The organism is Nostoc commune NIES-4072 (assembly GCF_003113895.1).
In the GTDB taxonomy this organism is placed as follows: domain Bacteria; phylum Cyanobacteriota; class Cyanobacteriia; order Cyanobacteriales; family Nostocaceae; genus Nostoc; species Nostoc commune.
The window spans coordinates 4,274,674-4,295,134 of record NZ_BDUD01000001.1 but is presented as its reverse complement, the minus strand read 5'-3'; the positions used below and the strand labels follow the sequence as shown (position 1 = coordinate 4,295,134).

The 20,461-nt window shown below is 42.1% G+C and carries 17 protein-coding genes and 1 pseudogene; 10 read left to right on the top strand and 8 right to left on the bottom strand.

Annotated features, from left to right (window positions below; all coding sequences use genetic code 11):
• Nucleotides 1-101 precede the first annotated feature (101 nt).
• Entirely contained in the window at nt 102-1,145 is a 1,044-nt protein-coding gene (locus tag CDC33_RS18920) for a DUF2891 domain-containing protein (RefSeq protein WP_109009788.1), read from the bottom strand.
• Nucleotides 1,146-1,255: 110 nt separating this feature from the next.
• Here CDC33_RS18920 and CDC33_RS38895 point away from each other — a divergent pair, with 110 nt between their 5' ends.
• Complete coding sequence (locus CDC33_RS38895; protein ID WP_181374072.1) at nt 1,256-1,561, top strand: hypothetical protein; 306 nt, start codon at nt 1,256-1,258, stop codon at nt 1,559-1,561.
• Nucleotides 1,562-1,862: 301 nt separating this feature from the next.
• Here CDC33_RS38895 and CDC33_RS18910 read toward each other — a convergent pair whose 3' ends face one another.
• Entirely contained in the window at nt 1,863-2,846 is a 984-nt protein-coding gene (locus CDC33_RS18910; protein ID WP_109009785.1) for a CHAD domain-containing protein, read from the bottom strand.
• A gap of 278 nt (nt 2,847-3,124) precedes the next feature.
• Between CDC33_RS18910 and CDC33_RS18905 the strand changes: the two are divergent.
• A pseudogene (locus CDC33_RS18905) lies at nt 3,125-3,456 on the top strand (DUF3616 domain-containing protein); the annotation flags it as partial.
• A 237-nt stretch (nt 3,457-3,693) separates the two neighbouring features.
• Here the strand turns inward: CDC33_RS18905 and CDC33_RS18900 are convergent.
• Nucleotides 3,694-4,098, bottom strand: a complete 405-nt coding sequence (locus CDC33_RS18900) for an NIL domain-containing protein (RefSeq protein ID WP_109009783.1) — start codon at nt 4,096-4,098, stop codon at nt 3,694-3,696.
• Between the two features lie 194 nt (nt 4,099-4,292).
• Here CDC33_RS18900 and CDC33_RS18895 point away from each other — a divergent pair, with 194 nt between their 5' ends.
• Nucleotides 4,293-7,340 (top strand): response regulator, encoded by a 3,048-nt coding sequence (locus tag CDC33_RS18895; protein WP_109009781.1) that lies wholly within the window; start codon nt 4,293-4,295, stop codon nt 7,338-7,340.
• On the top strand, nt 7,312-7,695 hold the full coding sequence (locus tag CDC33_RS18890) for a response regulator (protein WP_244919278.1): 384 nt from the start codon (nt 7,312-7,314) through the stop codon (nt 7,693-7,695). Before CDC33_RS18895 ends, CDC33_RS18890 begins: the two co-directional genes overlap by 29 nt.
• Before the next feature lie 194 nt (nt 7,696-7,889).
• Here the strand turns inward: CDC33_RS18890 and mutL are convergent, their stop codons facing one another.
• Entirely contained in the window at nt 7,890-9,692 is a 1,803-nt protein-coding gene (gene mutL, locus CDC33_RS18885; RefSeq protein WP_109009779.1) for a DNA mismatch repair endonuclease MutL, read from the bottom strand.
• A 282-nt stretch (nt 9,693-9,974) separates the two neighbouring features.
• On the opposite strand from mutL, the gene CDC33_RS40545 reads away from it, so the two are divergent.
• Together CDC33_RS40545 and CDC33_RS41310 are read left to right on the top strand one after the other, a co-directional pair.
• Nucleotides 9,975-10,130: a rhodanese-like domain-containing protein gene (locus CDC33_RS40545; protein ID WP_369694394.1), complete on the top strand. Its 156-nt coding sequence runs from the start codon at nt 9,975-9,977 to the stop codon at nt 10,128-10,130.
• A 41-nt stretch (nt 10,131-10,171) separates the two neighbouring features.
• Nucleotides 10,172-10,294 carry a hypothetical protein gene (locus CDC33_RS41310; protein ID WP_280524421.1) on the top strand — a complete coding sequence of 41 codons (123 nt, stop codon included), beginning with the start codon at nt 10,172-10,174 and terminating at the stop codon, nt 10,292-10,294.
• 348 nt (nt 10,295-10,642) lie between these two features.
• Here the strand turns inward: CDC33_RS41310 and CDC33_RS18870 are convergent, their stop codons facing one another.
• A complete protein-coding gene (locus tag CDC33_RS18870) occupies nt 10,643-11,692 on the bottom strand; it encodes an adenosine deaminase (RefSeq protein ID WP_109012630.1) in 1,050 nt (349 codons plus the stop codon).
• A gap of 365 nt (nt 11,693-12,057) precedes the next feature.
• Here CDC33_RS18870 and CDC33_RS18865 point away from each other — a divergent pair, with 365 nt between their 5' ends.
• The 3 genes from CDC33_RS18865 to CDC33_RS18855 all read left to right on the top strand — a co-directional run bounded on the left by CDC33_RS18865 (nt 12,058) and on the right by CDC33_RS18855 (nt 13,256).
• Complete coding sequence (locus CDC33_RS18865) at nt 12,058-12,267, top strand: hypothetical protein (RefSeq protein ID WP_094352741.1); 210 nt, start codon at nt 12,058-12,060, stop codon at nt 12,265-12,267.
• A gap of 373 nt (nt 12,268-12,640) precedes the next feature.
• Nucleotides 12,641-12,889, top strand: coding sequence for a hypothetical protein (locus tag CDC33_RS18860; RefSeq protein ID WP_369694317.1), 249 nt, complete (start codon nt 12,641-12,643; stop codon nt 12,887-12,889).
• Nucleotides 12,879-13,256 carry a type II toxin-antitoxin system VapC family toxin gene (locus CDC33_RS18855; protein ID WP_109009777.1) on the top strand — a complete coding sequence of 126 codons (378 nt, stop codon included), beginning with the start codon at nt 12,879-12,881 and terminating at the stop codon, nt 13,254-13,256. The genes CDC33_RS18860 and CDC33_RS18855 overlap by 11 nt, the downstream gene beginning before the upstream one ends.
• A 278-nt stretch (nt 13,257-13,534) precedes the next feature.
• Here the strand turns inward: CDC33_RS18855 and CDC33_RS18850 are convergent, their stop codons facing one another.
• Nucleotides 13,535-13,849, bottom strand: a complete 315-nt coding sequence (locus CDC33_RS18850) for a threonine dehydratase (RefSeq protein ID WP_109009776.1) — start codon at nt 13,847-13,849, stop codon at nt 13,535-13,537.
• 365 nt (nt 13,850-14,214) lie between these two features.
• Between CDC33_RS18850 and CDC33_RS18845 the strand changes: the two genes are divergently transcribed.
• Nucleotides 14,215-16,533, top strand: coding sequence for a glycoside hydrolase family 10-like protein (locus CDC33_RS18845; protein WP_109009775.1), 2,319 nt, complete (start codon nt 14,215-14,217; stop codon nt 16,531-16,533).
• A gap of 54 nt (nt 16,534-16,587) precedes the next feature.
• Here the strand turns inward: CDC33_RS18845 and CDC33_RS18840 are convergent, their stop codons facing one another.
• Together CDC33_RS18840 and mnmG are read right to left on the bottom strand one after the other, a co-directional pair.
• On the bottom strand, nt 16,588-17,949 hold the full coding sequence (locus CDC33_RS18840; protein ID WP_109009774.1) for a hypothetical protein: 1,362 nt from the start codon (nt 17,947-17,949) through the stop codon (nt 16,588-16,590).
• 233 nt (nt 17,950-18,182) lie between these two features.
• Complete coding sequence (gene mnmG / locus CDC33_RS18835; protein ID WP_109012628.1) at nt 18,183-20,105, bottom strand: tRNA uridine-5-carboxymethylaminomethyl(34) synthesis enzyme MnmG; 1,923 nt, start codon at nt 20,103-20,105, stop codon at nt 18,183-18,185.
• Between the last annotated feature and the right edge of the window lie 356 nt (nt 20,106-20,461).

Genomic DNA, 20,461 nt, shown 5'->3' with positions numbered 1-20,461 from the left:
ATCGTGACAGTCTCAGTCAGCTAAGGCATATTTGCTTGGCATATTTTAATGATTGGGGCATTGGGGATTGGGCATGGGGCATGGGGCATTGGGCATGGGGATTAGATAGTTTGCCTTTGCAATCCACGATTTGTTAGGAGGTAAACAGCAAAAGTACCTACCCAGTGACTAGATGCATAATGTTCACTGACAATATCTGCTAATCCATGCTGACGATGCACAAGGGCAGTAGAGCGGAGTGTTTCGATGCGGCGATCGCTATTTGCCAATCCAGATATGATACCCTCAAGCATCCAAGCACGACTAAGATTAAGACCATAAAAGTGAGCTTGCATATAATCTTGAGGATTATCTACACCGGGTGGTTGTAACCAATTTACTGAATTCTCAATCGGTATTTGTGGAAGAAAATCCGTCAGCCAGTCACCGAAAGCTGTTGTTGGCAGAACTCGCCGCATCAGGTCTGCTTCAGCAAGACCAGGAGAGAGAAAATCGTAGCCAAGCGGTTCAAATTGTAAGGAATAATTGCGATCGCTAAGATAAAATTGCCGTGCCTTATTCTCTACTAACTGAATAAACTCAGCATTTTCGGTAATCCGTGCCCAATCTAGCATCAAACCAAGTGCAAAAGCTGTTTGGCTATGCATCCCTGTGCGATTTGGGAGTTTCAGTCCGTCAATCCAGCGCTGTAAGTTACCTGCAATCAACTTTTCTAGCGGTTCCAATATAATCCGCCATTGTTTCGCTTGAGGATGATTCCACTCGTGAAGTTCCGCAGCCAGTTGCACAAACCATGCCACACCATAAGGAAATTCAAAAAACGGTAGCCGTTGAAAATGGCCAATTTCTCCTTGAATCTTCTCAGGTGTTAGGCTTTGCTCAAGTGCTTGCTTTGAGGCTGCATTGAAAGAGGCTTCAGGAAAGTGACGCATCAGACGTACCAGCAACCAGTGACCATGTACGGCTGAATGCCAATCTAAGCAGCCATAAAATGCAGGAGTCAATTGACGCGGTGGTTTTATATCCTCGTCGCTATCAGCCCAATACAGACCACTGTTAGGATATTCCCGCCCGATACAATCCAGCACCAATTGAGCAAATTGTGCCGCAGTCGTTTCATTAATCTCTAAATTATCGGATGGCATGGTAGCCCCTTTGGGGAAGTCAAAAGTCAAAAGTGAATAATTTTGAACCCCATAAATAAATTTAGGGGCTTTTTCGGCGCGGATAGCTCGGTAAAAGCGTAGCGTTTTTAATGCAGACGAACGCATTAATATTGCAGGGCGATGCATTGGCATTGCAGGGCGATGCATTAACATTGCATCTCGATGCATTGGCATTGCAGGGCGATGCATTAACATTGCATCTCGATGCATTGGCATTGCAGGGCGACGCATTAACATTGCATCTCGATGCATTGGCATTGCAAGGTATTGCTAAATTTAATTCGCTAAATTCTAGCAAGTCAAAGCAAGGAGTTGGAGTGTTGGTAACATCTGGTTTTTCACCGCCAGAGCGAAAAATGCCTGTGCGATCGCTGCTACAAATAAGAGTAGGGTGATTTCCCCTTCGTCCTCCCGGCACTAACAGTAACTAGATGCGAACTAGTAACAGAGCCATTGTCGATGGCTCTGTTTAAGGCAGGATTGGTGGAAACACCTGGGGCTTTTTCAGCCAAAGCGTCTTCGGTCTAACTGAGCGGCGAGCAATGCTAGAAATCACTATTAGATTAATTTAAGGCTTGGATTCTGCCGAAAATACCCATATCGTTCAGATTCTCATAACAGGGTTGATCTTTTGTTGCTAGCTCCTATTTAATTGTTTACTCGTTAGTCCAATCCTTTCCCAATAAAAAGCAACTTTTAACCTATTACTCCAGAAAGCGGGTGTAGTATTGTTAAATGAAAGCTATGCTTAGTTTCAGCTTTCAGATACCGTTCTTGTAAGGGTTGCCACTTCTGCCACGACTGGTAGCGATTTTCAGTTAACAAAGCAGCAAGGGTAGGGAGTTCAGTCTCAATTTCTGACTTGAAGACATCTGTAAGCCAGTCAGTTAAGACAGCACTATCTTGCATCGTACCCAAAATTTCTTGGATATTTTTCACTTCTGTAAGATAAGCTGTGTAAGACTCGCCATATAAGTCAGTAAATAACTCCATCTGGTAGCGTAGACGTTTTGCTTCTTTTCGCAAACTGTGAATAATTTCACCTTCTGTTGTCAATTGTTTTTCTATCTTTTCTGGTTTCCAATTCTTCTGGATTATCACTTCTGATTCTACAAATTCAGTGCCAACTAGCCAAGCCGGATGCAGTAAAAAATTACTCACTTCTGGTAAGAGTAAATCTGGTAGTACCTGCTGAATAGTAAAAGATGCCAAAGGTTGATAACTAGGTTTCTCTAACCACTTATCTAATGCATCTTTTAGAGACTTGTAAGATTCATCTTTTAACGTTTTTTGTACGCTTGATTCTACATCTTCACGTTGTTTAGCTAAAGCTTTGAAAGCTGTTTTTAGAGATTCTTGCTCTTTGCTGGGTAAGTTTGGTTTGTAATTGTTTTCCAAACTTTCTTTAAGTACGTCTAAATCTCTCAGACTACCAAGACGACGGGCTATTTTACCAATATTTTTATCGTTAACTGGTTTTGGCAGATCCACTGCTAGCCCAAAGCTAGTTACAGTTGTTCGTAAGCGACGCATTCCCACTCGCATCTGGTGCAACGCTTCTGGATCTTCATCTTTCTTTACTGATTTTTCCCACTTCAAGGTTTTCTTAAAGTGCTTTTCAATCGCTTGGTAGGCGTAGTCCCCTAGAGTTTTTACCGTGGTTTGTGTGGCTAGTTTCATAATTGATCTTAAATGAGATTACCTCATGAGGTTATTGAATAATAACATTAGTTAAAAATTTGTATCTAGTTTTTATATTTTTTATTCAATCAGTATTATCAAGTATGCTAATAAGCATTAATACTTGCATCCTCTTTAAGAAATATCCAATATCTATCAAAGGACTAAAGAGCAGATTTATCCTAACGATTTCATATATACGATAGCTTTTACAAATATTTAACATGATATTAAATTATCTATTATGATAACATCATTAATCTTTTTGAAATCAAAAAATGTCAAACTCAAATTTGCTCAATCAAGTTTTCTTAACTTTTGTAGATAACTTTAAAGAACATAGAGAAGACTTATCTGCGCTGCTCTTAACACACGATAAATATTTATGGTTGGGGTCAGATGAAACCTCAACTATTGAACGTCTCTCTTTGGTTGATACTGATAAGTTTACAGATCATCAACAATTTAGGGTAGCAGAATTTATCAATTTACCTGCGCCAGAAGACCAAGAAATTGATATAGAAGGACTTGCTTACACAGATTAAGTTATAAACGCAAAAAACCAAAACCTGATAAAACCGATGCACAAAACTTTAAAAGGCTGACCAAAAGACCTCTTGCAAAAGTGCTTTTTGCAAGAGGGGAAAAAGGGTAAAGGTTAAAGGGGAAGGGGACAATACAGAATTTTTTCCCCTTCCCCCTTTACCTTTTCCCGACTTATGCAAGAAGTCTAAAGTTTATGACTCTCCAGCAACAACTAGACTGGTGGGTGATAGTGGTGTAATAGCGGATGTGTTTAAGCTGGGATAATATGAATTTTGGATTTTAGATTTTGGATTTTGGATTGTTAAAGGTTAGTGGAGATTGCTTGTACAGGACAAGTGGGGATACACTGTTCACAGACGATACAACGCGATCGCGTGAATGTGAGTTTGTATGTCTCTGGGTGGAGGGTGAGGGCTTCAGTAGGACAAACCCCAGTACACAAGCCACAGTGGACACACACATCCTCGTCGATCGCAATTTCGCCTAAGGTATGAGAAACATTAACATGGCGCGATCGCATCCACTCAATCGCCGCATCTAATTGATCGATATCTCCCGATAGTTCTACTACCAGTTTGCCAATTTGATTTGGAGCAACTTGGGCACGGATAATATTAGCGGCAACGTTAAACTCTTTGGCCAGTACGTAAGTGACTGGCATTTGTACGGCGCGTTTTGGGAAGGTAAGAGTTACTCGTTTTTTCACAGGTTTAACAGAGGATTTTTTCTGTTGTAGCGTATTGAGAGTTTTATGGCTTGAAAGATCATTACTCAGTTAGAGGATGTAACTAGTAGGGAATGGTGTGGTTTAATTACTTCAAAAGCACTGTAATTAATTTTGCAATTTAAGTTTATTGCTTGTTATCTGTTGTATCCATTTTAACTTGGAAAGCTTTTAACATGAAAATTTTAGTTGTAGAGGATGACGAGTTAAATGCATACTCACTCACCGCCGTTTTGACTAACCAAAACTATGCGGTTGAAGTTGCCACTGATGGAGATGCAGCTTGGGATCTTATTCAAACTTACGATTATGATTTAATCCTCCTGGATGTAATGTTACCCAAACTGGATGGCATTAGTCTTTGCCGTCAAATCCGGTCTAGTGGTCTGCAAATGCCAATATTATTATTGACAGGGCGCGATAGTAGCCATGATAAAGCAATCGGGTTAGATGCAGGGGCAGATGACTATGTAGTTAAACCCTTTAATCAAGAGGAGTTAGTTGCTCGGATTAGGGCGCTGTTGCGTCGCAAAGTTGTAAGCTCACAACCTGTGCTGGAGTATGCTCAGTTGCGGCTAGACCCTAGTAGCTGTGAAGTGACTTATGCTGGCAAGCTGCTGCCACTTACTCCAAAAGAGTTTGCTCTGTTAGAACTATTCTTGCGGAATAATCACCGGGTGTTTAGCTGCGACATGATTTTAGAACATCTTTGGTCTTATGAAGATACTCCACAAGAAGAAGCTGTTCGCACTCATATCAAAGGGTTACGACACAAACTCAAAGCTGTAGGAGCGCCCAATGATTTGGTTGAAACAGTTTATGGTATCGGCTATCGTCTGAAACAACTGGGGGAGGGAATAGGGAGTAGGGAGCAGGGAGTAGGGAATTATGCAAAATCCCCGGTTCCAAATCTGAAATCACAGCAGCAAGCACTAATGGCAGTTGCGGAAATTTGGCAACGATTTCAAGGACGGGTAGATGAGCAGGTAAAGGTAATAGAGCAAGCGATCGCAACTTTAAATCAAAATAGTTTAAATCTCGAATTGCTCTCACTTGCAGCCAAAGAGGCGCATACTTTAGCAGGATCTTTAGGTACTTTTGGGTTGCCTCTTGGCTCAAAATTGGCACGCAATATCGAATTGCTACTGAGTTCTGGTAAAAGGTTGAGTAAATCTGAAATTAGCAACCTTGAAAGTTGGGTAAAGTTATTGCGTCGGGAAATTGAAGGTAACGACACAGCAGCAATATCTCGCTCACGAACACCACAGGTATTAAAAACAGTAACTCAATCGCCGCAAAATGGCCCCCACGCAGAAACTAAAATATTGGTTGTAGATGATGATCCGCAAATTCAAGCATTGTTACAAACCTTACTTAGTCCTTGGGGATTCAAAGCGATCGCTCTTGAAGACCCGCTTCATTTCTGGAGTACTTTAGAAGAAGTTGCGCCAGATATGCTAATTCTAGATGTGGAATTACCCTATAAAAATGGTATAGAACTTTGCCAATTGGTACGCAACGATTCGCGCTGGGGTGAGTTACCTATCTTATTCCTCACTGTACATAGCGATGCGAATATGGTAAATCAGGTGTTTAGCGTTGGTGCTGATGACTTTGTAAGCAAGCCAATTGTCGGGCCAGAACTAGTTACCCGAATCGTCAATCGCCTAGAACGAATAAAATTGCGGCAACGTATGGTGCAGGGGGGCAGGGGAGTAAGGAGAGCAGGGGGAGTAAGGAGAGCAGGGGGAGATAGAGAAGTAAATTCTTCCTCATCTTCCTCATCTTCCTCATCTCCCTCATCTCCCTCATCTCCCTCATCTCTAAATTTACAAGCTATCAACGAACTGGAACTGAGAGTAGCAGAGCGCACTGCTGAGTTAATTAACGTGAATCGACAGTTACAGTCACAACTAGATGAACGTCAGCGAACACAGGAAGAACTACGATTTTCTGAAGCCCGATTTGCGCGGATTTTAGATATTGCTGATGATGCAATTATTTCCATCAACGGATTCCAAACCATCACCTTGTTTAATCAAGGAGCAGAGAAAATTTTCGGCTACTCTGCCCAGGAAGTGATTGGCCAGGGTCTTAATTTACTCTTACCGCAGCGCTTTTTACAAATGCATCGTCAACATGTGGTTGACTTTGGTCAATCTCCCAATATTGCCCGCAGAATGGGAGAACGGCGTGAAATCTATGGTCGTCGCAAAGATGGCACTGAATTTCCAGCAGAGGCTTCCATCTCTAAAATTGATATGGGCAAGGAAATATTTTATACAGTTATATTGCGAGATGTCACAGAGCGTAAGCAAATTGAACGGATGAAAGATGAATTCGTCTCTGTTGTTAGTCATGAACTCCGCACTCCTTTAACCTCAATTCATGGCTCTCTAGGAATGCTAACCAGTGGTTTGCTACCGACAGACTCAGAGCAGGGAAAACGTTTGCTGCAAATTGCTACTGAAAGCACCGAACGTCTGGTACGCTTAATCAACGACATCCTAGACATCGAGCGGATCGAGTCGGGTAAAGCGAAAATGGAACCAGAAATCTGCAATATCGTTGATCTGATTACTCAAGCAGTAAATGTCATGCAGCCTCTAGCTGACAAAGCTGGAGTGACGCTATCCATTTCTGCCTTATCCGGTCAAGTATTGGCAGATTGCGATCGCATTGTCCAAACTTTGACCAATCTACTGAGTAATGCCATTAAGTTTTCGTCTGCTGGATCTACGGTTTGGTTGGGGGTGCAACAACAAAAGAATGAAGTTGTGTTGACAGTCAAAGACACCGGACGCGGTATCCCATCTGACAAACTTGAGAGTATCTTTGAGCGCTTTCAACAAGTTGACTCCTCAGATTCACGCAACCATGATGGTACTGGTTTAGGTTTGGCAATTTGTAAGAGCATTATGCAACAGCACGGCGGACGCATCTGGGCTGAAAGTGTATTAGGCGAAGGTAGCACTTTTTATGTCACTCTACCTTTGTTTGGGACTTTTCAAAATGCTGATTTAGAAGATTCCAACATTCCTTTAATTTATAGTCGTTATGAGCAAACTACAAATAGCCAATTAAGTCCAGATACAGAATTTTTGACTAAAGAGCGTGTGACTAACGAAGAATTTGAACAACGCATGATGGAGTTACTTCAGCGAATTACCCTAAACCAACAAGAGGATGGCAGTAATGACAACAAAGCAAATTCTAGTGGTTGATAACGAGCAGTATATTCAAGAAGTTGCTAAGATTTGCTTGGAAACAGTTGCAGGCTGGAAAGTTGAGACAGCGAGTTCTGGTCAAGAGGGCATAGTAAAAGCCGAGACTTACCAACCAGATGCAATTTTACTAGATGTGATGATGCCAGGGATGGATGGTATCGCTACCTTTGAAAAGTTACAAGCTAATCCGTTAACCAAAACTATTCCGGTGATTTTGTTAACTGCCAAAATCCAGGCTTCCGATCGCCGTCGCTATACCCAGATGGGAATGATCAGTGCGATCGCTAAACCATTCAATCCTCTAGAATTAGCCACTGAAGTAGCAAGAGTGCTGGGTTGGAGTCTAGAGTAAGCTAAATTCCCCTTTATCATCTATTAACCTCTTTCCCAACACAGAAATTAGGTAAAAAAGTCGGCGTTGCTGAATTGAAGTATGAATCTGGATGTAGAGACGTAGCACTGCTACGTCTCTACAAGGATTTTAGTATTATGCAAAATCATTTTCATACAAGGAATCAGCAATGCCAAAAAGTCTTACTGAAAACATCAAATTCCATGACTTTTACCAACTACCCAATTCCGCCGGAAAAACCGGGCTAAAGCTGATTCTTCTAAGGATAGATAAATTGGGCGTCCGTGGGGACAGGTGCGAGGGTTGCGAGTGCGTTGCCAATTATCTAAAAGTGTCTGCATTTCTTGTTGGTTCATGGGTGTACCATTACGAATAGCACTGCGACAGGCAACGGCTACTTGGGCTGTTTGTAAGTCGCCTCCCCAACTAAGTTCTAAAATTGCTTCTGCACAATCGTCTCGCTGCTGCAAAGGTGCAGGGATGTTTCGCACTACCCAAAGTTGTTCGCCAAAGGGTTCTATTTCTAAACCGATGCGTTGCAGTTGCGATACTTGCGCTGGTGACAATTGATAAAGAATGATTGGCGGTTCGACGGGGACAAGTTGCCAATCATTACACAATTGCTCATACAAAACTCGCTCATGGGCAATGTGCTGTTCCACTAACCACATACCACCTGGATGTTCCGCCACAATATAGGTGTTGCTAACTTGAGCAACAGCTTTTAAAGAGTTAGGAGAGACGCGATTAATCGCGTCTGTACAAGGGTTGGGATTTTCGTTAGGATTTTGAGAATTGAAATTGTAGCTGCCTTTTGCTTCTGCGGCTTTGAGTAATTTACTAACTCGTGTTGTGTGGATAGCTTCTTTGAGATTGCTAGAAGAGATGCTGAGTGCTTGGTTAATTGCTTGGGTAATTTGCTCTTGCCAATAAATGATTTCGTTGAGGTAAATTTCTGTTTTTGCTGGATTGCGATTCCAGTTAATTTGATCGGGGGAAATAGCAAGATGTAAGAAACAAATTGGATAGCGATCGCGTGGTAATGTTCTGTGAAATGCTGATAATATTGTTTGCTCTAGTTCCGGTGTCTTAATCATGCGTCTGTTGATAGCTACACGTACCCAATCTGGACGATGACGATGACAGCGATCGGGTAATCCTACCACTAAAGTGAGTGAGGAGTGGGGAGAGACGCGATTGATCGCGTCTGTACAGGAGTTAGGAGTAGAGACGCTATTGATCGCGTCTGTACAGGAGTTAGGAGTAGAGACGCGATTAATCGCGTCTGTACAAGAGTTGGGAGGGTTGGGTATTTCGAGTTTGACTTCTTGTAAATCACCTTGTCGCACTTGCGGTAAAATCTGCGGTAGCAGTTGCCCAGTTGTCGCGGCTGGAGAGATAGTGAACCATTGACGATCATTTTGCCAAATCTGCCAGGTGACGTGGGGATGACACAGGGCGATTTGGTGAATTGTGGCTTGCACGGCTTTCATTTGCTGTGCTGCTGTGGGCAATCCCTGACGACGAGATGAACAATTACCGAAAAGATGAGAAACTGTCACCACTGTACCAGGTGCGATCGCAGTTACTTCAACTTGCACAACTTCCCCGCCATTGCCATAGCTAATTCGCCATCCTAATTTTCCACTCACAGGACGACTCAAAATTTCTAAATCTGCCAGAGTGGTTAAGCTATGTAACGCCTCACCACGAAATCCTAAACTGTTAATTTTCCATAAATCGGCACTAGAGCGAATTTTACTAGTGCTATGAGCTGTCGCTGCTTGTTGCAAATCATCTAGGTTCATTCCACAACCATTATCTGCAACACGAATTCGCCATTGCTGCGGCCATAAAGAAACCACAATGCGCGTTGCACCTGCGTCTAGGGAATTTTCTACCAATTCCCGCACCACGGACGCGAAACAGTCTATTACCTCACCAGCTGTAATGAGATATACGACTTCTGTTGGTAGAGCTTGAATAGTAGATGCCATAAATTATAGTTTATAGCTTCTGGGTGCAAGGTAAGTAGAGGAGATAAGAAGGCGAATTCACGAGAAATTTTTATTAATTGTAAAGAAAACTCAATTAAACGGGGATTTTTGATAAATTGCTTGTGAGGTGATAAGCCAAAAAACTTATGAGTAATAATTCAGTTGCTAATGTCCATGAGTTAAAGACCCGCCTGCAATGGGGTCAACCAGGTTTTACAATTGTTGATGTGCGCGTAGGCGCAGCCCGCCGTTAGGCATCGCCACACCTACAATAACGGTCGGATCAGTGGAGCAATACCCATCCCATTAAATGATTTGGCATCTAGAGCCAAATCTGCTCTACATAAAGAACGCCATATTTATATTTATGGCGACAGTGACGAACAATCAACCCAGGCTGCACAAATTCTCAGAGGAGAAGGGTTTGTTGAGGTATAGGACTTACGCACACTCTACGAATTCTCGGCGCTCTTGGCGTCTTGGCGGTTCGAGAAATTAAGCTTTTTAGCAATTTTTGCGTAAGTCCTAAGGTAGTGGAAATCCAAGGTGGTCTTGCAGCTTGGATTTCAGTCGGTGGTGCTACAGAAGGTGTTGCCGCTTAAGCTTAACCCAGGTATATCAATCCAAGTCTATATATTGCATAATTGCTGCTTTTTTGTACTGCACATTAGACTTGTAGAAAAAATCTAACTTAGCGAAAAGGAAACCACAGATAAACACCGATAAATTATCTGCGTGCGTCTGTGGTTTAATCCCTAAACAATTGACTTTTGCAAGATATCTACTGTGCATTACAGCTTTCTTTACAGCATGAAAAAAACACCTGAATGCAACATTAACTAACATTAAATTATCTGACTTTCTGCTTAGGGAACTCCAAAAAATAAATTATCCAATTTCTGGAATTCAGTACGACTTTCCCTCGCCCTACCTCCTGCCTCTAGGTGTAGTTAATTATTATCCCTTGTTGCCAAAACTTTAGGTAGTTCAGGTTTCAGTAAGCCATTCAACAGAGATGCGGGACGTTGACTGTAAGGCCAAGCAAAAGCATGACGGAAAGCTGCATCCTGACAAGCTTGTAGTTGTGCAAAACTGATAATGTTGTAAGTCAAGAGATTCTCATACTCAAACGGTAGACGCACATTGTGCAATCCAGCATTATCAGTACAGATAGCAATATCTACCCCAGCTTCAAAACAACGGTCAAAAACTAATTTGAGTTGACGGATATCCTGCAAAGTACCAGTTTTCAGGTAAGTTGTGGGGCAAACCTCTAAACACTGTCCGCGTTTAGCTACATCATTAAGTAACTCTGGATACAGTAGCGGAATTTGGATGCCGTGACCGATTCGCATGAGATAGGGTAACAGTTCAGGGTAACAGCCAGCAGTGGTTTCATATAGATGTCCGGTAGTGTTAACGCCCTGCGATCGCGCATAATCATATAAGCTAATCCATTCTTCTAAGCGATCGGCATAATAGCTATCACCCCCCGCTACATCTACTGCACAGACATATTGCTTATTTTGCGCTGCCAAATCAACAATCGCCTTGTTCACCTCATAAGGTAAACGCGTGTGCATACAAAGAATTTGGCTAGTAACAATCGGATATTCTGGTTGGTGGCTAGCAAGCCCTACTACTTGCACAATTTCTGCCATCTTGTCAATTCTTTCTGATTGACTCAGATGCTCAGGTGTCCGCAAATAGGGAGTGTAGCGCAGCTCCAGATAAGCCAAATTTTCAAAAATATAAGCACCCCGCACCAACCGATAGATAAAGTAAGGCAAAGTCTCAACAGTTTGCACACTTTCTACCAGGGTGTGTAATTCTAGATACTCATCCAGGGTGTTGCGTGGACGGGTGTAAAAATCTTCAAATTGTGAATAGTCAGCAAAACGGGAAATCAACTCTGAAGAATGTCGCTCAAAATATCGCCATAGAACTCTTGGTACGACCGAGCCGCCCAGATGTCTATGTAATTCAGCATATAAAGCCATAGTGGTATTTTTATGTAAAAATTTCATCGATTGTAACAAAAACATAGAAGGAAAAAATCTAGACTCGAAAAAATTAGCTCCAGAGAAATTAAAGCGGAGGTTTCCCGCCATCTGGATTTTTCAGATGAGGCTTCCGGCCTAGAAACTGCGCGAAGGTCGGGATTTTATCCTTATTTTGTGAAAATCTAGCATTTAGATAGTGTTTTGAGGATAAATAAACTTGACATTATCAAGATTAAATTGATACAATGAAAAACTTTAATTTTTGTGTTATACTTAAAGAAACATTGCTATTGTTAAGGAAAGTGAAATATAACAATATATTTTTCTTTAACGAAGCAAATTCCTGGCAAGGTTGGTATTAATTGAAAATTCAAGCGTTGGAAGTCAAGGCTGGCGATCGCATTATTGCTTACTGCAATAACAAAATGCAAACCTGCAAGGTAAAACGCATTTTAGATCCCGGTCAAGCTAATATCACACTATCAGTATTTACCTCTGAGAATTATCGGGGTTGCTCAGTTTCATCTATAGTGCGCTTTCAGAGCAACGCCTTAGTTGATTTAGTAAGTTGAAAATCAAGTAAACATTCAATCTCAAAAATATCTCTAACTATTGTCCAGCCTCAAGCTGGATATAGTTATTATTAAAGATGCGATGGCTGGTTTGGGCTACGCCTACGCACATACAAATTTGTTAATTTTAGCTGGATAATTTTCCAGAAAAACGCCCTCACACTATCAGCAGTGTAGGCGGAAGTTTTTGAGAAAACTGATACTATGCTCATAAGCCACCAAGAAATGAGAGAACTAGGCACAAAGTGATTAGAATTGTGCTTAGTTTCTAGGGCGTGTCAAATTTTAATTGATGAATAAGCAAGTTCGTAGTGAGTTAGTGCAGTCTTCTTCCAAAGGGAGACTACGTTTGCTCTACAAAATTTAGAATAAGATGAGGTTTACTAATTATTTGGCAATGGAAGTTTTAAAACTTACAACTAAAATCGATGAATCAGGATATTTAAATCTTAATATTCCAACGCAGTTAGCGGCGGTTGAAGTGGACATTGTAGTTGTTTTGAATCCAGTTTCGTCAGAGGAAAAGCAACAACCTAGTTATGATTTCTCTGATTTGGTGGGGCGATTAAGTTGGAGGGGAGATGCGGTAGCAATGCAGAGGAATCTACGCGATGAATGGTAATCGCTACGTGTTGGATACGAATGCGATAGTAGCTTTGCTTCAAGGAAATTCTCAACTTATTCAATTACTCCAAGGTGCTGATTGGATTGGAGTTTCAGTTATTAGCAAAATTGAATTTCTCGCGTTTTCAGGGCTAAGTCAAGAGGATCGTCAGCTTTTTGAGCAGTTTTTGCAACGAGTTGAGGTTGTCAATTTAGTAGCGAGTGATGCTGTTTTGATTAAGAAAATCATTGAAATTCGCCAGCAATATCGGTTGAAACTACCAGATGCAATTATTGCAGCAATGGCGATCCAAAATTCAGCAAGTTTGGTAACTGCCGATCAAGAGTTTGCGAAGGTAACAATTTTAACACTAATTAATTGGTAGCTCTACCTTTTCTTTACAGTGCGTAGGCGTAGCCCGTCGTAGACATCGCACCTAAAAATGGAAATTACAAAAAGTAAAAAAAGTCAAATAAAAATTCTGAAGCCTAATCGCCGTAATGCTGAAGCGATAAGCAACAGAAAGCTTAGGTTATTTTTTTCGATTTAAGAGCGATAGCGATACCTATGGTAAGCTTCTCTACGAGACGCTTTGCGTAGCATGCTTCCACGGAGTGGTACGCTAACGCATTACTAAGATCACCCTATAATTGATGGCTTTTGTTAGTTCTTTTTCACATCACGAGCCATATTGAGGAAGTAGTCGTCAATTTTGGCATTAGGACGACGGCGGGTAGTAGTGGCGGAAATTTTCGGAGTGTTATCCTGATTCGTTTCAATTTGCTCTTTTGCAGAAGCTTGTTTTATACCTTGCTGCTGATCAGATTCCAAGAAATAACCAGAGCTATTGAATCCAAACAAGTTGGCAAAAAAACCAAAGAAATTTCCGAACAAATTGGAAATACTTTGGAATAAAACACCAAACAAGCCTTGAATCCGAATAAACAAGTTCCGAACAGTTTGAGTTAGACGAAACATAACAGCATCCTCTATGATTGTCTATTATCATTGTGACTTAATTCCAATAAGAGGAATGGTACTATGCAAAAAATCTACCAGGCATAGGTGTGATACCATTTTGGATTTTGGATTTTGGATTGGAAACCGCTTAGTGTATGTGGGTTTTCTCTGTCCATCTGTCACAATCATTTTTAAAACTGGTATGAGAGCAGCAAAAATATATTACAGGTTACATTTGAAACATTTATACTTGGCACTACTAACCCGATAACTGCGTCAACTATCTTGCAGCTAAATTACTGTATCAGTTTTCCTGGTGCAGCAATTTAATGTTGATATGGAATGAAGCATAACCAATTAACCTCATTTAGTAAGCAGAAGTAATGGCAACTCAGTTCTGGGAAAAAAGCATAGAAATTAATGCTACTTTAACTAACTTACTATTTAAGCTTGTGCGTAGAGGCTTACTCTTATGTCGCAGCAAGCTACGCAAAGCGTCTGGTATTGCGCCTAGTCGCCTCATTCATCAAGGTTGGTGGCTTTTAAAGAAGCGTCTGCTGCCATTATTATGTCTAATATCATTCGTTGCGGCATTACTACTCAACACTTTTGCCCCTGCTGTTGCCCAACTACCTCCTCAACCTCGTCAAGAAATTCGGGGAGTGTGGCTGAGTGGTAACGATTTTAGCGTTTTCAGAAATCGCTCAAAGGTACAAGCAGCCATGAGCCAACTGCGGCAGTTAAACTTTAACACTGTTTATCCAGTAGTGTGGAACGATGGCTATACACATTACCCCAGTGCCATCATGCAAAAAATGGGTATTCCCTTCTTCTTCAAGGGAACAGATGGACAAGATGTGATTGCAGACATTATCAGCCAAGCCCGCAGAGAAGGGCTACTAGCAATACCCTGGTTTGAATTTGGTTTCATGGTTCCCCTCAGTTCGGAACTTGCATCCCAGCATCCAGATTGGCTGACACAAAAGCGAGATGGAACTCAAACTTCAATTAGTGCTGCGGGTGAAGTAGCGTGGTTGAATCCGTTTCACCCGGAAGTGCAAAAGTTTATCACTGAACTCGTGATGGAAGTCATTACTCAATACGATGCTGATGGCGTTCAATTTGACGACCATACGAGTTTACCTGTGGATTTTGGTTACGATAAATACACAATTAGTCTATACACCCAAGAAACTGGCAATCCTCCCCCGCCTAATCCTCAAGCCCAAGCATGGATAAAATGGCGGGCAGATAAAATCAGCACATTCATGGTAGACCTCTACCAAACTGTGAAAGCTAGAAAACCGAATGCTATTTTCTCAGTTGCTCCTAATTATTATGATTTCGCCTATAAGCTACAACTGCAAGACTGGCTCAACTGGGTACGGTTGGGTATTGTTGATGAGTTGGTTATGCAAGTATACCGTAATGATTTAGAAAGTTTTATCGCTCAAATTAACCGCCCAGAAATTTTAGAAACAAAACAAGTCATCCCAACTGGTATCGGTATTATGGCGGGGTTACGAAATCGCCCAGTTGCCTTACCACAAATCCAATCCCAGGTAGAAGCAACGCAACAACGCGGTTTAGGTATCGGCTTTTTCTATTACGAAAGCCTTTGGGATATCGCGCCTGAACCAGCAGCGCAACGACAGTCAGCATTTGCAACTCTTTTCCCCAATTCAGCGTTACGCGACATCTCTCAAAATACACCCCGCAAGCCAAGTTTTAATACCATATCCCTACCTTTATACACAAAACCTTCCCTCGGTCAACGTGTTCGTGGCTATTTTTTGGAAATGGCGATCGCAGGTGGTAAACCAAGGCGTATCTTATTAGATACAGGGTCAGCAGGGCTGCGAGTTCCCAAAGAGTTTTTAGGCAATGCCCCTATTCGCAGCACGGGACAAAATATCAAGGAGGTATTAAGTGATGGTACTATCCTGGAGGGAGAATTAGTTTATACTAATATCCGATTTGGTTTGCTTCCCGCCGCAGAACCCGTTCCGGTACAGATTGTTACTAGTCGCCAATGTACTGCTCAAAAGCCTAATTGTTCAGCAAAGAGTGGTGTGCCATTTTCTGGTATTATCGGTGTTAACTATTTTGAAAAGTCACTTCTCTATAATCCGTTGAGAAAATTACCAGGCAATCTGAGTAACGGATTTATCGTAGTTGGCAATGGTGGTAGTAACAACAATGGCAGCCTAATTCTCGGTTTAACTGCTGACAATCAAGCAGGTTTCAAAATGGCTCCTTGGAGTAAACAACCTGAAATTAATGGTGTACCCGGTAACAGATGGGACTCTCGACTGAGCAAAGTTTGTTTAACTCTTGCTGGAAGTGCTGCTAAAAATTCTTGTAATGGTACAATGGTCACTGATACTGGAACTATTAATGCTTTGACTGAATTCAAGTCAGCTTCCACAGCAGGTAAACTCAAACCAGGAATATTGCGCTCAACAAATGCTTTGAAAGTAGCAATTAATGGCATTTTTGATTACAGCGTGACACCAGGAACCCGCGACGGATTTAATCGCTGGAATTTAAGTATCTCGCCACAGGCAGAACTTCCTATATTTGTAAATACTGGCATCGCATTTTTTGATAAATACGATGTCCTCTTTGACCAAGTTAATGGAAGACAGGGTTTTCGCACTCGCCGTCAAGAGGGAAATAAAGATTTGCTTCCTCAGAAATAATGATACAGACTAATGTTGTGTATCAAGCGAAGTTCGAGAGGTTTAAACAGGTTATTATAATTTCTGCCCTGCGTAAATTGATCGCACTTCGCCATTACGGCGGATAACAGCTTCACCATTACTCACATCGACTAATGTCCAACCGCTTTCGCCGATACTTTCACCCATATTGATGCGGCGAGTCACGCCATCAATTTTAAATAAAGCGGCAGATTTGTTGCCTAACTCGAGTAATCCTTCTAAGGTATTACTCGGAGCATCTGCGATCGCAACTGCCGGATATACTTGTTCTTGGGTAATAGTTGGTTCTGACTCTGGCGCAAGGGCTGCGCGTAATGGAACTACTGGTAATGCAGGCAGAGGGCTGGGTGTTTGCCGCACGGTAATCGGTGCAGTTTTCGCAGCTACAGGTTTAAGTTCGGCTCTTACAGCCGCAGCTAACATGTTGACAGTTACAGGTTTGGCAGCTTGTCGCACCGTATTCAGGGCACTTTTCACAACATTCGGTTGAGATTCTTGTAACGCACTCGCAACTCGTGGTAAAAGTGTAGGACTACCAGGAATAGCCGGTAGTGCGTAGCGCATTGGCGACGGCGCTTGATAAACGGGAACATAGATGCGCTCAACAACGCTTCCAGAACGGTTGGGGGCTGGTGGTGTGTTGTTAGCTAGAAGTGGCAGTGATGGTAAATTAGCAGTTGTTTGCCTGTTATTAAGGGCTATTTGGTTAGTATTTGCCTGATTGGAAAATCCACGTATGGTAGATTTTTGATTGGGTGTTGTTTCTTGCTTATCTATAACTGCCAGCGATTGGAGCATGTAGTCAACTAAATCTGCCTCAATTTCTACTTTTGTTGGCAATTGTGACTGCGGTTGCGGCCCTAGAACAGCTGGCTGGGTCAAGTTGGTATTGAAAGGATATACGACTCCAGACTGTACCAAGTAAATAGTACCAGCGATCGCCACGCCTAAAGTTGTTCCCACCATCAGCAGTTTGCCCAAATTATGACTACTTTTCTGACGCTTTCTACTAACTCTTTTTACGGCGGCGGTGTCAAATACAAAGGTACTCAAGTGTTTGTGGTTATCTTGAGTAACTGACTGCAATGGTTGGTTTACTGTGTTTGGTAAGATAATCGGTGGCATCGTCATAACAGTTTGCACCACATTTTCTGGAGGTGACTGGCGTTGAGCTTGGGGAGAAACTCCAGCAACAAACTGGTTCGATTTCTTCTGCCTACTGTGCCTAACGGTTTGAGAAAGCAGATTACTACTAACATCCAGAATCGAGTCGATATCGGCAAAGAGTTCATCCATTAAACCATCAGCATAGTTTTCTATCGACCAAGGCTCGTTGGCGATTAAGTCTTCTGATGGTTCCGGTACTATGAGACGGGTGCTGGCTTCTTGTAACATAGACTTTCTATCTTTGTTGCTAGGACGAGGAAACGCCGCGCCTACTGCCTGGGAATTAGGATTACAGATAAAATATCCAATCTGCCGTCTGATTGAGACGAGTTGGTTAAGCGTTGGTATTAAAGTCAACTTTAATCTGGGGATTGGTTGATGATGCCACTACTATATAGTTATGTCATCTATCATACCAATCTCCCTCACTACTACTATACTCAGTCTTTATCAAGTTTGTGTTAAGCTAATGCTGGAAACTCCGGCTGGCTCTTGGTTCTACGTAATTCTAAATATAATAATAATGCGTTAACATCGGCTGGGTTTACACCACCAATACGTGCAGCTTGACCAAGAGTGAGTGGTTTTACGTGAGTTAGCTTTTCCCGTGCTTCTTTGGATAGGGTATCAATTGTTTTGTAATCCAAATCCGCAGGTAACTGGCGGTGCGCTTGGCGGGCAATTTGGTCAATCTGATTTTGTTGTCTAGCGAGATAGCCAGAATACTTGATGTCAATTTCTGCGCCTTCTTTCTCAGCGCGGTTGAGGTTGGCGTTTCCAAGGGCGAACCTGTCGAGGTCAACGTAATGGAATCCGGGACGGCGCAGCAAGTCGTTGAGGGTAATTGAACCTTTAATTAATTGCTGAGTATTAGATGCGATCGCTATTCCTATTTCATCATGTTCTTTGACTCGTGTGGCTTGCAATCTTTGCTTTTCTGTGGTAATATTTGCTTGCTTTTGGGTAAATAAATCCCAACGGCGATCGTCAATTAAACCAATTTCCCGTCCCAAGGGTGTCAAGCGTTGGTCGGCATTGTCAGAACGCAATATCAATCGGTACTCAGACCTACTGGTGAGCATCCGGTAAGGTTCGCGCAGGTCTTTTGTACACAAGTCATCAACTAGCGTCCCAATGTAACTTTGCTCGCGGGCAAAGACAATCATTTCCTGAGAGCGAACAAATCGGGCGGCGTTAATTCCCGCCACTAGCCCTTGAGCTGCGGCTTCTTCATAACCTGTGGTGCCGTTAATCTGCCCAGCACAAAACAATCCAGCAATCTTCTTAGTCATCAGTGTGGGGTAACACTGAGTTGCTGGTAAATAGTCATATTCCACAGCATAGGCCGGACGCAGCATCACACATTTTTCCAAACCTGGGAGAGTCCGTAACATTTGCAGTTGCAAATTTTCTGGCAACCCTGTAGAAAACCCTTGGATATAAAGTTCAGGTATATCCCTTCCTTCTGGTTCAATAAATATTTGGTGGCTTTCCTTATCGGCAAAGCGGACAATTTTATCTTCAATACTGGGACAATAACGCGGCCCTTTTGCTTCCACCCAACCGCCATAAACTGGCGACAGGTGCAAATTTTCTTGAATTAGGCGATGGGTTTCGGCAGTTGTGCGGGTAATGTAGCAAGGCATTTGTTCCCGTTTTACCCATGCCTCTGGGTCAAAGCTAAACCAGCGTATATCTTCATCCCCTGGCTGGATGAGCATTTTACTATAATCTACCGATCGCTTGTCTACCCGGGCTGGAGTTCCTGTTTTAAGTCTTCCAGTTTCAAATCCCAGGCGATTTAGGGTTTGTGTCAATCCTTCAGCCGCAAATTCCCCAGCGCGTCCGGCTGGCATTGATTTGTTACCAACCCAAATTTTACCTCCCAAGAAAGTGCCAGTTGTCAAAATGACTGCTTTACACTGGAACCCGACACCAAAATAAGTTTCAACGCCAATAACTTCACCGTTAGCGCCCAGCACTAAGTCTGTTGTCATACTTTCGCGGATTGTCAAGTTTTCTTGGTTCTCGACAATATTCTTCATCACTGCTGCATATTCGCGCTTGTCTGTCTGAGCGCGTAATGCCCAAACAGCAGGCCCCCGTGAAGAGTTGAGGATACGTTTTTGTAGGTAGGTGCGGTCTGCTACTTTACCAATTTCTCCGCCGAGTGCATCTACCTCATGAGTCAACTGAGATTTCGCCGGGCCACCCACTGCTGGATTACAAGGTTGCCAAGCGATTCTATCCAAGTTGAGCGTCAATAGCAGGGTACGACAACCGAGGCGTGCAGAGGCGAGAGCTGCTTCGCAACCGGAGTGACCTGCACCGACGACTATGACATCAAAAGCGTCTTGGAATTCAACGGAATTGTGCATGGTCATACTTACAGGATCAGCAAGCTGAGAGTTCTTTTCAATTTTAACTGTTCCAGTGGTTTCAGGGATGTAACTTTCTGATAAAAAAGTTATCAAATTTACTAGTACTAAATTAAAGACAAGTTTCTTTTTTTTACTTGAGCAAGAAGTCAAAAATATAATGTTTTTAAAATTTGTGACAACTTTCCGGATTGTTTATCACAAGTATTGTTCACATATTTAACCATTAGCACTTATGTCATTTATTGCTGGTAAATATTAGATATGTGAACCTATAGTTTCATTTCAATAAAGAATTTTTGTTTTTATTTTATTAGTAATAAATGTTTTACAGAAGTTTATTAATTGTATTTTTAAATCAA

Excerpts from the sequence above, each read along its gene's own strand:
- CDC33_RS18920 (WP_109009788.1), bottom strand. The coding sequence starts at position 1,145 with ATGCCATCCGATAATTTAGAGATTAATGAAACGACTGCGGCACAATTT.
- CDC33_RS18890 (WP_244919278.1), top strand. The coding sequence starts at position 7,312 with ATGACAACAAAGCAAATTCTAGTGGTTGATAACGAGCAGTATATTCAA.
- mnmG (WP_109012628.1), bottom strand. The coding sequence starts at position 20,105 with ATGACCATGCACAATTCCGTTGAATTCCAAGACGCTTTTGATGTCATA.
- CDC33_RS18840 (WP_109009774.1), bottom strand. The coding sequence starts at position 17,949 with ATGTTACAAGAAGCCAGCACCCGTCTCATAGTACCGGAACCATCAGAA.
- CDC33_RS18860 (WP_369694317.1), top strand. The coding sequence starts at position 12,641 with ATGAGGTTTACTAATTATTTGGCAATGGAAGTTTTAAAACTTACAACT.
- CDC33_RS38895 (WP_181374072.1), top strand. The coding sequence starts at position 1,256 with ATGCAGACGAACGCATTAATATTGCAGGGCGATGCATTGGCATTGCAG.
- mutL (WP_109009779.1), bottom strand. The coding sequence starts at position 9,692 with ATGGCATCTACTATTCAAGCTCTACCAACAGAAGTCGTATATCTCATT.
- CDC33_RS18855 (WP_109009777.1), top strand. The coding sequence starts at position 12,879 with ATGAATGGTAATCGCTACGTGTTGGATACGAATGCGATAGTAGCTTTG.
- CDC33_RS18850 (WP_109009776.1), bottom strand. The coding sequence starts at position 13,849 with ATGTTTCGTCTAACTCAAACTGTTCGGAACTTGTTTATTCGGATTCAA.
- CDC33_RS18910 (WP_109009785.1), bottom strand. The coding sequence starts at position 2,846 with ATGAAACTAGCCACACAAACCACGGTAAAAACTCTAGGGGACTACGCC.
- CDC33_RS18870 (WP_109012630.1), bottom strand. The coding sequence starts at position 11,692 with ATGGCTTTATATGCTGAATTACATAGACATCTGGGCGGCTCGGTCGTA.
- CDC33_RS18895 (WP_109009781.1), top strand. The coding sequence starts at position 4,293 with ATGAAAATTTTAGTTGTAGAGGATGACGAGTTAAATGCATACTCACTC.
- CDC33_RS18845 (WP_109009775.1), top strand. The coding sequence starts at position 14,215 with ATGGCAACTCAGTTCTGGGAAAAAAGCATAGAAATTAATGCTACTTTA.